Origin of the sequence: Aeromonas eucrenophila (genome assembly GCF_000819865.1) — a bacterium.
Classification (GTDB): Bacteria; Pseudomonadota; Gammaproteobacteria; order Enterobacterales; family Aeromonadaceae; genus Aeromonas; species Aeromonas eucrenophila.
Window position 1 is genome coordinate 26,546 of the sequence record NZ_CDDF01000003.1, and the last position, 11,444, is coordinate 37,989.

Sequence of the window (11,444 nt, forward strand, 5' to 3'; positions counted from 1 at the left end):
CTGGATATGGATCCGGCGGGCAGGTTCCCTAGGAAATAAGGAGGAAATGCGGGTTGTCAGACAAGCCGGCAACATGCCTAAAACGCGGTCTTAACAACCAAAAAGCCAGGCCACAGAGGGACTTGGCTATCAGGTGACTATTTCGGCAGATGTAGTAATATTACGCTAGTTTCACTTCCCGCAATTCATTCCTATCCGAGAGGACATAGCCTTATGTCAACAGCTAAGAAACCTTTGGTTCTGGTCATCATGGACGGTTGGGGCTACAGCACCAAGCAAGAGCACAACGCCGTCGCTGCCGCCAAGACCCCCAACCTCGACCGCCTCGCCCGTGACTACACCAGCACCCTGATCTCCGGCTCCGGCCTGGACGTGGGCCTGCCGGATGGCCAGATGGGCAACTCCGAAGTGGGTCACGTCAACATAGGTGCAGGTCGCATCGTGTATCAGGAGCTGACCCGCATCTCCAAAGAGATCCAGGACGGTGACTTCTTCCAGAACGTCGAGCTGGCCAAGGCTGTTGACGGCGCCGTGACCAACGGCAAGGCCGTGCACATCATGGGTCTGATGTCCCCGGGTGGCGTACACAGCCACGAAGAGCACATCATGGGCATGATCGAGATGGCCGCCAAGCGTGGCGCCGAGCAGATCTACTTCCACGCCTTCCTGGATGGCCGCGACGTACCGCCGCGCTCCGCCCAGTCCTCCATCGAGCAGTTCGATGCCCTGTTTGCCCGTCTGGGCAAGGGTCGTTTCGCCTCCATGATCGGCCGTTACTACGCCATGGACCGTGACAACCGTTGGGATCGCGTGCAGCAAGCCTATGACCTGATGACTCAGGGCAAGGGCGAGTTCACCGCCGACAGCGCCAGCGAAGCCCTGGCCGCCGCCTATGCGCGCGACGAGAACGACGAGTTCGTCAAGGCCACCCGCATCGGTGCCGCCGCCCCCATGCAGGATGGCGATGCGCTGATCTTCATGAACTTCCGTGCCGACCGTGCTCGCGAGATCACCCGCGCCTTCGTCGACAGCGACTTCACCGGCTTCGCCCGTGCCGTCACCCCGGCCCTGAACTTCGTGATGCTGACCGAATACGCGGCCGACATCAAAACCCCTTGCGCCTACCCGCCCACTGCCCTGGTGAACACCCTGGGTGAATGGCTGGCCAAGCAGGGCAAGACCCAGCTGCGCATCTCCGAGACCGAGAAGTACGCCCACGTCACCTTCTTCTTCAACGGTGGCGAGGAAGAGTGCTTCACCGGTGAAGATCGCGAGATCGTCGCCAGCCCGAAAGTGGCCACCTATGATCTGCAGCCGGAGATGAGCTCGGAAGAGCTGACCGACAAGCTGGTCGCGGCCATCAAGAGCGGCAAGTACGACACCATCATCTGCAACTACCCGAACGGCGACATGGTCGGCCACACCGGTGTGTTCGATGCGGCCGTCAAAGCCTGTGAAGCGGTTGACCACTGCATCGGTCGCGTCACCGAGGCTCTGGCCGAAGTGGGCGGCGAATGCCTGATCACCGCCGACCACGGCAACGCCGAGAAGATGCTGGACGAAGAGACCGGTCAGGCCCACACCGCCCACACCAATCTGCCCGTCCCCCTCATCTACTTCGGTCGCAAGGCCGAGGTGCTGGAAGGCGGCAAACTGTCCGATCTGGCCCCCACCATGCTGACCCTGATGGGTCTGCCGGTGCCGCCGGAAATGACTGGCAAGCCCCTGATGATTCTGAAATAATCCTTCCCCATGCGGGGATGCGAAGTTATTTCAACCAAAACCAGTCGCGTCGGCCTGTTGGCCGGCGCGCTGTTTTTTTGTCTGTCGTTCGGCGCAGGCAAGGCCCTGGCTGCCAACCAGCAGCTCGGCGCCATGCAGTCCGAGATCAAAGAACAACAGAAGACCATCAAGCTCAGCAAGCAGGAGCTGGCCAAGCTCAACACCCAGCTCAAGGCCGATGAGCAGGCCATCTCGGCCGCAGCCGCCAAGCTCGATCAGACCAAAGCGCAACTCAAGCAGAACCAGCAGAAGCTGGTAACACTGCAGCGAGACAAGCTGGATCTGGAGCAACAGGCCAAACATCAGAAGCAATTGCTGGCCAAGCAGGCGGAAAGCGCCTTCCAGGCGGGCAATCACGATTACCTCAAACTGCTGCTCAACCAGCAGGATCCGGCCAAACTGAGCCGCGCTCTCGATTACTTCGACTACCTCAACAAGGCCCGCATCGAGGCCATCGAGGCCCTGCGCGCCACCCGCACCAAGCTGGCCAAGAACCAGCAGGCCACCCAAGAGACCGAAAGCAAGCTACAGAGCCTGCTGAGCGAACAGCAGCAACATCACCAGAGCCTGCTGGCCAGCCAGCAGAGCCGTGCCACGGTGCGCAACCAGCTGCAGCAGTCGGTGCAAGATGACGAACAGAAGCTCACCAAGCTGGTCAAGGCGGAGAAGGCCTTGAAGGCCCGGCTGGAAGAGCTGCGCCGTCAGCAGGAAGAGAAAGAGCGGCGCGAGCGCGCCGAGCGGGAACGCCTCGCCAAGCTGAAGGCCGAGCAGGAGCGCCAGCGCCGTCTGGAGGCGCAACGCCTGGCCGCCGAGCAGAAGCGGATTGCGGAGCAGCAGCGGATCGCGGCCCAGCAGCGGATCGCGGCCCAGCAGCGACAAGTCGGCGAGCAACAACGACTCGCGGCCGAGCAGCAGAGAGTCACCGAGCAACAGGACAGGGTGACGAAGCAGCAAGCCGCCGCGCGCAACAGCGCCAAGGCCAGCAGCAACGGCTACGGCGGCCTCAGCACCAATGGCAGCCTGCGCTGGCCGGTGCAGGGCCCCATCCTCATCTCCTATGGCTCGGCCCGTACCGCCGAGCTGAAGTGGAAGGGCACCCTGATCGGCGCCAGCGAAGGTACCCAGGTCAAGGCGGTGGCGGCGGGTCAGGTGGTCTATGCGGACTGGCTGGATGGCTTCGGCATGCTGCTGGTCATCGACCACGGCCGCGGCTATATGAGCCTCTACGGTCACAACCAGTCGCTGCTGCGCCAGGTCGGCCAGAAGGTGGAGCAGGGTGAACCCGTGGCCCTGGTCGGTGACAGCGGTGGCCAGGACAGACCCGGCCTCTACTTCGAGATCCGCTATCAGGGTGAGGCCATCAACCCCACCAAGTGGCTGGCAAAGCGCTGACATCCTCGTCCAATCCATGAAAAAAGCCTGCATCTTGCAGGCTTTTTTCATGCCGTCCTTCGCCAGGCGCCGGCCCAGAATGATGAAAACTTACGGCATTTCCTGTCTCTTAGAACCTGTTCACGATCTGTCACGAGAGGCTGTCAGCAAGGTGAAGAGCAGCGCAAGAACCGGAGTTTATAGACATAAATGAGCTTTCTTGATGACAAACAAGCGAGCAGCGCATGAGCCTTGATCACGGTCTCGCAGTAAGATCGTGAACAGGTTCTTAGGGGAAGACGATCAGGCCGATCTGTTCGAGCAGCCCCTGCTGCTGCTCTTCGTTTATCTGCACCCCGTCCAGATTGACTCGCCGCAGATCCAGCCCGGGCAGATCGCACTGGCGCAGGTCGCAGCCCTGCAGGTTGAAGCTGGTCCAGTCTATCTGGCCGAATTCGGCGCCGCTGAGATCGGATCCCGCCAGCGAGGCTCCCCGCAGGCTGGCCCCCTGCCAGCGGTTGCCACTCAGCTCGCAGCGCTCCAGCAGGCAGCCATCGAAGTTCGCATAACTGAAGTTGTTGCCGGTCAGATGGGCCTCGCAGAAGTAGCTCTTGGCGGTGATCTGGTTCGCGAAGCTGGCCTGGGCGAAGTTGATCCCCATGGCCTGACACTCCCGCATCTCCAGCCCCAGGCACTGGCTGCGGCTCAAATCTGCCAGGGTCAGATCGCAGCGCAGGAAGCTGGCCTCCCGCAAATCGCAGCCCTGCAACTGGCAGCCGAGCTCGCGTTCGCGCTCATAGAAGCTGCAGTCGACGAACCTGCTCTCGCTCAAGTCGAGCCAGGAGAAGTTGCAGCCGATGAAGCGGCAATCGCTGAACTGCTCATCCTCCACCTCCTGCTGCTCGAACCGCTTCCCCTCGAACGTTTTGCCCTTGATCATGCCAAGCTTCCTCCTGTTTATGGCGCCATATGCTGACACCCTGGCGTAAAAACGGTAATGTTACCTGTAACATTTTTGACGGATCTCGAGATGAACGACACCCGCAAGCGCCGCCCCACCCTGCAAGACATCGCCGATCTGACCGGGGTCACCAAGATGACCGTCAGCCGCTACCTGCGCGATCCCGGCGCCGTGGCCGAAGGCACCCGTGAGCGCATCGCCGCCGCGGTGGAAGAGCTCGGCTACATCCCGAACCGGGCGCCGGAGATGCTCTCCAACGCCACCAGCAAGGCGATCGGCATCCTGATCCCCTCCCTCTCCAACCAGGTCTTCTCCGCCCTGGTACAGGGCATAGAGGCAGTGACCCGCCCCGCCGGCTACCAGACCCTGCTCGCCCACTACGGCTACAGCCCGCAGCGGGAGGAGGAGCAGGTGGCCGCCCTGCTCTCCTACAACGTGGATGGGCTGATCCTCTCCGACAGCGAGCACACCGAGCGCACCCGCAAGATGATCGCCACCGCCGGCATTCCGGTGGTGGAGACCATGGATCTGCCCCAGACTCCCATCGACATGGTGGCCGGCATGGATCACAGGGCCGCCGCCCGGGCCATGGTAACAGAGATGCTGCAGCGGGGTCGGCGCAAGGTGGTCTATCTCGGCGCCCGGCTCGATGTGCGCACCCAGCTGCGGATGGAGGGCTACTACCAGGCGATGAGCGATTATGGTCTCGAGGGCCAGCACCTGCTGACCGAGCAATCCTCCAGCTTCACCCTGGGGGGCCAGTTGCTGCAACAGGCGCTGACGCGCTATCCCGATCTCGACGGCCTGTTTTGCACCAACGACGACCTCGCGGTCGGTGCCCTGCTGCAGTGCCAAGCCAAGTGGATACCCGTGCCGCAGCAGGTCGCCATCGCCGGCAGCAATGGCCTCGACATCGGCCAGGCCATGACCCCCAAGCTCGCCAGCATCATCACCCCGCGCCAGGAGATAGGCCGCGAGGCGGCGACCATGATGCTGGCCCGGCTCAATGGCCAGCCGCTGACCGAGACCTGCCGGGACCTGGGTTTCTCCCTCTATCAGGGGGAGAGCCTGGGCTGACCTCATCCCCGCCCCCTCTCCCCACGGCAGAGAAGCGCTCGCCACCCTCTGAAATCCATGAAAAAAACAGGCCACCCTAGGGTGACCTGTTTGGTTTTTCTAAACGATATGCGCTTAGCGTTTAACCAGCTCAACCGCTTCACGAGACAAACGAGTCACCTCATCCCAGTTGCCGCTCTTGATGGCATCGGCCGGCAGCATCCAGGAGCCGCCGACGGTGGCCACGCATTTGAGCGCCAGGTAGTCGGCCACGTTCTTCGGGCCTATGCCTCCGGTCGGGCAGAAGTGCACCTGAGGCAAAGGTGCGGCGATGGCGGCCAGCGCCTTGGTGCCGCCGTTGGCCTCGGCCGGGAAGAATTTCAGGTGGTCATAACCGGCTTCCAGCGCCTGCATCACCTCGGACGGGGTGGCAACACCGGGGATCAGCGGCGCCGTGCTCCGGGCCGCGTGAGCCAGCAGGGCCGGGGTCATGCCCGGGGAGATGACGAAGCGGGCACCGGCGGCCACGGCGGCATCGAACTGCGCACAGTTCAGCACTGTGCCGGCGCCGACCATGGCTTCCGGCATCGCCTTGGCGATCAGGGCGATGGCATCCAGTGCCACCGGGGTGCGCAGGGTGATCTCGAACACCGAGATGCCGCCGGCCAGCAGTGCCTTGGCCATGGGCAGGGCCTGCTCCAGATCGTTGATGACCATCACGGGTACCAGCGGGGAGGCGGCAAACACCTCGGCGGGAGTCACTTTCCAGTTTTGCATAGCTCTTCCTTAGTCAGCTCTTAGTCAAAGATGGTGGCGCCACACTCGGCGCTCGATACCGCGCGACGCATCACGCTGAACAGTTCACGGCCCCAGCCCTCTTGTTCCAGGCTGAGATCGATCTCGGCCTGGGTGCGGCCGGTCAAATCGGTCAGGCAATCCAGGCGGCCGGTTTCGGCATCCACCCGCAGCAGGTCACCGTCTCGCAGCAGGCCGATGGCACCGCCGTGCAGTGCCTCCGGGGTGACGTGGATGGCGGCCGGGATCTTGCCGGAGGCACCGGACAGGCGGCCATCGGTGACCAGCGCCATCTTGTGACCCGCCTTTTGCAGGTTGCCGAGCACCGGCATCAGCTTGTGCAGCTCCGGCATGCCGTTGGCGGCGGGGCCGTTGTGGCGCACGACGATGACCGCATCCTGGTTGAGTTCGCCGGCCTTGTAAGCCGCCTCCACCGCGTGCTGGGAGGAGAAGACCCGGGCGGGCGCCTCTATGACGCGGTATTCCGGCGCAACGGCCGAGACCTTGACCACGGCGCGGCCCAGGTTGCCTGACAGCAACTTGGTGCCACCGGTGGCCTGGAACTGGGCGCCTGACACTGACAACACGCTCGGATCCTGGCTCTCGCCCACCGGCTGCCACGCCAGCTTACCATCCACCAGCGCGGGGCGACTGAGGTAATCCTGCATCTCGCCGAAGGTCGGGGTGGCATCCATGTGGATCAGGCCATCTTCGGCCAGACGGCGCATCAGGCCTGGCACGGCACCCGCCTGCTCGAAAGCGTTCACGTCCGCCGGGCCGTTCGGGTACATGCGCACCAAGAGCGGCACCACCTCGGAGAGATCGCTCAGGTCGTCCCAGGTCAGCTCCAGACCGGCGGCGCGGGCCAGCGCCACCATGTGGATGCTGTGGTTGGTGCTGCCGCCGGAGGCGAGCAGGGCCACCAGGCCGTTGACCAGAGAGCGCTCGTCCAGCACGGCGCTCAGGGGGCGATAGGCCGGGGAGCCGGGGATCATGGCGCTGATGCGACGGGCCGCCTCGGCGGTCAGGGCATGGCGCAGCTCGCTGTGGGGATGCACGAAGGCAGAGCCCGGCAGCATCAGGCCCATGGCCTCGAACACCAGCTGATTGGTGTTGGCGGTGCCATAGAAGGTGCAGGTGCCGGCCGAATGGTAGGCGCCACACTCCATCTCCAGCAGGGCCTCGCGACCCACCTCACCGGCAGCATACTGCTGGCGTACCTTCACCTTCTCGTCGTTGCTGATGCCGCTGGCCATGGGGCCGGCGGGCACGAAGGCGGTGGGCAGATGAGCATGGGAGAGCGCCCCCATGATCTGGCCAGGGGCTATCTTGTCGCAGATGCCGAGCAGCAGGGTGGCGTCGAAGGTGTTGTGAGACAGCGACAGCGCGGTGGCCTGGGCGATGAGATCCCGGGAGAACAGCGACATGTCCATCCCGGGCTGGCCCTGGGTGACGCCATCGCACATGGCGGGCACGCCGCCGGCGACCTGGGCACTGTGGCCGAGTTCGGCCAGCGCGGCCTTGATCTGGTCCGGGTAGCCCTGGTAGGGCTGATGGGCGCTCAACATGTCGTTGTAGGCGGTGACTATGCCGACGTTGGCACGGGTCATGTCGAGGATGCGACCCTTCTCGTCACAGCCGGAGGCGGCCACGGCGTGGGCCAGATTGCCACAGGCCAGGGCGGCGCGGGTCTTGCCCTGATCGGCCTGGCGCTGGATGCGGGCCAGGAAGGCCGCGCGACGGCTGCGGCTGCGCTCACGAATGCGCTCGGTGACCGCGGTGATGACGCTATGGGTCATAGTGATTGCTCCAATACGGTGATGAGGCGGCGGTCGGCAACCGCCGGGATCAGGGGGCGGCTCATAGTGCCGGCTCCAGTACGGTGACGGCGCGATCGACCACCTGATCGAAGGACCCGTCTATGTCGATGTGGAATACTCCGGCCTCGCCATCCGGCCGCTCCAGGGCATCAAACTGGCTCTGCACCATGCCCTCGCGCATGAAGTGACCCTTGCGAGCCCGCATCCGCTCGAGAATGAGCGACTGGCTGCCATCCAGAAACAGGAAGTGCACCGAATCGTTGCCCTCGCGGATCTGATCCCGGTATTGACGCTTGAGGGCGGAGCAGACGATCACCCCCACCTCGTTCTTCTGCTCCAGGCTGTAGGCCGCATCACGGATCCGTTCAAGCCAGGGAGCGCGATCCGCATCGTCGAGCGGGGCGCCGCTGGCCATCTTCTGGATGTTGGCACGGGGGTGCAGATCGTCCCCGTCGATGAACTTGGCTCCCAGGGCTTGCGCCAGCTTGAGGCCGACGCTCGACTTGCCGCTACCACAGACGCCCATCACGATAATGCTCTTTCCCGCCATTTTTTGACCTCTATCTCAATTCTTAAATAACCTGTCGTTGATGGGTTCTAAGCTACCACGTTACCGGTAACATGTTACCGGTAACGTTACGGTGTGTGAAGTGGTGCACAAAATAGTGCAGGCCAATAACTGGAACTCGTGAGGAAATAAAAATTATGGATGGTGCGGTAAATACCCCCGATGTCACCTACCTGCTCTCGGTAGCAGGCGGTGCAATTATCCTGCTGCTGCTGTTGATCATGCGCTTCAAGATCCACGCCTTCGTCTCCCTGACGTTGGTCAGCGTGGTCACTGCCCTCGCCACCGGCGTCGCCTATGACCAGGTCGTCCCCACCATCCTCGGTGGCTTCGGCAGCACCCTGGCCTCGGTCGCCCTGCTGGTCGGTCTCGGCGCCATGATAGGTCGGATCCTGGAGATGACAGGCGGGGCCAAGGTATTGGCCGACACCCTCATCAGCCGCTTCGGCGCCCACCGCGCCCCCTTCGCGCTGGGGGTGGCCTCTCTGCTGTTCGGCTTCCCCATCTTCTTCGATGCGGGCCTCATCGTCATGCTGCCCATCATCTTCAGCGTGGCCAAGCAGTTCGGGGGCTCCGTTCTCAAGTACGCACTGCCCTCCGCCGGCGCCTTCGCGGTGATGCATGCCTTCATGCCTCCACACCCCGGCCCCGTCGCCGCGAGCGAGCTGCTCGGTGCCAACATAGGACTGCTGACCATAGTCGGCCTGCTAGTCGCCATCCCGACCTGGTACCTGGGCGCCTATCTGTTTGGCCTCTGGGCCGGCAAAAAATTCGAGCTGCCGCTGCCGCCGAGCTTCACCGCACAGCCCGAGATCCCGGCCAACATGCTGCCGAGCTTCGGTCAGGTGATCTCCATCCTGCTGTTGCCGCTGGTGCTGATCTTCATGGATACCGGCCTCAACACCCTGGGTTCCATGGGGCTGATCGAGAAGGGTGCGGACTGGGTCAACCTGCTGCGCATGATCGGCAAAACCCCGATCGCCCTGATGATCACCCTGCTTTACGCCCTCTGGATATTCCATCGCCAGCAAGGCCGGGTGCAGCTCGAGAAGTTCTGTAACGATGCGCTGGCCCCGGTCTGTGCCGTCATCCTGGTCACCGGTGCCGGTGGTATGTTCGGTGGTGTGCTGCGCGCCAGCGGCATCGGCTCGGCACTGGCGGACGTGCTATCGGATACCGGCATGCCGGTGATCCTGGCCGCCTTCCTGGTCTCCACCGCACTGCGCGTGGCCCAGGGCTCCGCCACCGTGGCCCTCACCACCACCGCCGCCCTGATGGCCCCCATGGTGGCCGCGACCCCTGGCCTGAGCGAGCTGGATCTGACCTTCATCGTCATCGCCATCGCCGGCGGGGCGACCGTGCTGTCTCACTTCAATGACTCGGGCTTCTGGCTGGTCGGTCGCTTCCTCAACATGGATGTGAAGACCACCCTCAAGACCTGGACAGTGATGGAGACCCTGCTCGGCACCATCGCCTTCCTCATAGTGGCGCTGGCCAGCATGCTGTTCTAATCACCCACTATTTATGCCGCTTGCAATACGGGTCGGGCCCTTTCCCCGACCCGTATTCTTTTAGCAGGGTCACACCGGCGTGGATTCTTTATTGGGTATTCAGCGCCGAGATTGCTAGAATCGCCTATTCATTGCCCCGAGTGGAACGCTTAACCCCGTGATTTCAGGTTTCTCTATGCATTCATCGGCACATTATCGACAGTTGCTGACACGTTTACCCCAGATCGCGGTTGCCGCGGATCAGTTTCAGGTACTCAGCAGCGCCAAAGACTTCAAGAGCCGGATCCTGTCGCTCATCGCCGGCGCGACCCAGCGCATCTATCTGATCGCCCTCTATCTGCAGGATGACGAGGCGGGACGGGAGATACTGTCGGCGCTCTATGCCGCCAAGCAGCGCAACCCGGCCCTCGACATCAAGGTGTTTGTCGACTTCCACCGCGCCCAGCGCGGCCTCATCGGCAAGGGCAAGCAGGGCGGCAACCACCTGATGTATCAGGAGATGGCCGCTCGCCACGAACACCAGATCGAGATCTACGGCGTGCCCGTGAAGGGACGCGAGCTGCTCGGCGTGCTGCACCTCAAGGGCTTCATCTTCGACGACACCCTGCTCTATTCCGGCGCCAGCCTGAACGACATCTACCTGCATCAGCAGGATCGCTACCGTTTCGATCGCTATCACCAGATCCGCAGCCAGGCGCTGACCCGCAGCATGATCAACTACGTGGACGATGTGTTCCTGCGCAGCGATGCCGTCCAGCGACTGGATCGCACCAAGATCCCGGGCGCCAAACAGCTGAAGAGCCAGATCCGCCGCTTCAAGCAGAGCCTGCGCACCAGCCAGTACCGTTTCGAGAGCATCCCGGCCAACAGCCAGGAGATCGCCATCACTCCCATGGCGGGGCTGGGCAAGCGTGGCAACCAGCTCAACCGGATGATCCGCAACCTGGTGCGCGCCACCGAGCGCGAGATCTTCATCTGCACCCCTTACTTCAACCCGCCAAAGGAGTTGAGCAAGGACGTGGAGTCGCTGCTCAAGCGCGGTTGCACCGTGACCATAGTGGTGGGCGACAAGACCGCGAACGACTTCTTCATCCCGCCGGAGGAGAAGTTCTCCACCATAGGCGGCCTGCCTTATCTGTACGAGACCAACCTGCGCAAGTTTGCCGAGCGCAACCAGCGTCACATCGATGCCGGCCGTCTCAACCTGATGCTCTGGTGCTGCGAGCAGAACTCCTATCACCTCAAGGGGCTCTTCGTGGACCAGGAGTGGGCGCTGCTGACCGGCAACAACCTCAATCCCCGCGCCTGGGCGCTGGATCTGGAGAACGGCCTGCTGGTGCACGACAGGCATCACCACCTGCGCGAGCGGTTCGGCGAGGAGCGGGCCAACATACTGGCGCACACCCGTCGCATCAGCCACTTCGACCAGATAGAGCAGATCAAGGATTACCCGGAACAGGTCCGCAAACTGCTGGCCCGCATCCACAGGGTCAAGGCGCACCTGCTGCTCAAACGCATCATCTAACAGGTTGTCTGGCACAGTCCCCCAGATGATGCTGGCTCCTTTCCCCCCTTCTCCC

Annotated in this window: 9 protein-coding genes; 5 read left to right on the forward strand and 4 right to left on the reverse strand. The window is 63.0% G+C overall.

Annotated elements, in window-relative coordinates:
* Positions 1–213 precede the first annotated feature (213 nt).
* On the forward strand, positions 214–1,743 hold the full coding sequence (gene gpmM / locus BN1124_RS03460; RefSeq protein ID WP_042639199.1) for a 2,3-bisphosphoglycerate-independent phosphoglycerate mutase: 1,530 nt from the start codon (positions 214–216) through the stop codon (positions 1,741–1,743).
* A 9-nt stretch (positions 1,744–1,752) separates the two neighbouring features.
* Complete coding sequence (locus BN1124_RS03465; protein WP_042639201.1) at positions 1,753–3,174, forward strand: peptidoglycan DD-metalloendopeptidase family protein; 1,422 nt, start codon at positions 1,753–1,755, stop codon at positions 3,172–3,174.
* Between the two features lie 268 nt (positions 3,175–3,442).
* Here the strand turns inward: BN1124_RS03465 and BN1124_RS03470 are convergent, their stop codons facing one another.
* Complete coding sequence (locus BN1124_RS03470; RefSeq protein WP_042639203.1) at positions 3,443–4,093, reverse strand: Qnr family pentapeptide repeat protein; 651 nt, start codon at positions 4,091–4,093, stop codon at positions 3,443–3,445.
* 90 nt (positions 4,094–4,183) lie between these two features.
* Here BN1124_RS03470 and BN1124_RS03475 point away from each other — a divergent pair, with 90 nt between their 5' ends.
* Positions 4,184–5,191, forward strand: coding sequence for a substrate-binding domain-containing protein (locus tag BN1124_RS03475; RefSeq protein WP_042639205.1), 1,008 nt, complete (start codon positions 4,184–4,186; stop codon positions 5,189–5,191).
* A 114-nt stretch (positions 5,192–5,305) separates the two neighbouring features.
* On the opposite strand, the gene BN1124_RS03480 is transcribed toward BN1124_RS03475, so the two are convergent.
* The 3 genes from BN1124_RS03480 to BN1124_RS03490 all read right to left on the reverse strand — a co-directional run bounded on the left by BN1124_RS03480 (position 5,306) and on the right by BN1124_RS03490 (position 8,335).
* On the reverse strand, positions 5,306–5,947 hold the full coding sequence (locus BN1124_RS03480) for a bifunctional 4-hydroxy-2-oxoglutarate aldolase/2-dehydro-3-deoxy-phosphogluconate aldolase (protein ID WP_042639207.1): 642 nt from the start codon (positions 5,945–5,947) through the stop codon (positions 5,306–5,308).
* A 20-nt stretch (positions 5,948–5,967) separates the two neighbouring features.
* Positions 5,968–7,764 carry a phosphogluconate dehydratase gene (gene edd, locus BN1124_RS03485; protein WP_042639209.1) on the reverse strand — a complete coding sequence of 599 codons (1,797 nt, stop codon included), beginning with the start codon at positions 7,762–7,764 and terminating at the stop codon, positions 5,968–5,970.
* Between the two features lie 61 nt (positions 7,765–7,825).
* Positions 7,826–8,335 carry a gluconokinase gene (locus BN1124_RS03490; protein WP_042639211.1) on the reverse strand — a complete coding sequence of 170 codons (510 nt, stop codon included), beginning with the start codon at positions 8,333–8,335 and terminating at the stop codon, positions 7,826–7,828.
* Between the two features lie 155 nt (positions 8,336–8,490).
* Here BN1124_RS03490 and BN1124_RS03495 point away from each other — a divergent pair, with 155 nt between their 5' ends.
* Positions 8,491–9,864, forward strand: coding sequence for a GntP family permease (locus BN1124_RS03495; RefSeq protein WP_042639213.1), 1,374 nt, complete (start codon positions 8,491–8,493; stop codon positions 9,862–9,864).
* 175 nt (positions 9,865–10,039) lie between these two features.
* Positions 10,040–11,389 (forward strand): CDP-diacylglycerol--serine O-phosphatidyltransferase, encoded by a 1,350-nt coding sequence (pssA, locus tag BN1124_RS03500; protein WP_042639215.1) that lies wholly within the window; start codon positions 10,040–10,042, stop codon positions 11,387–11,389.
* Positions 11,390–11,444 lie beyond the last annotated feature (55 nt).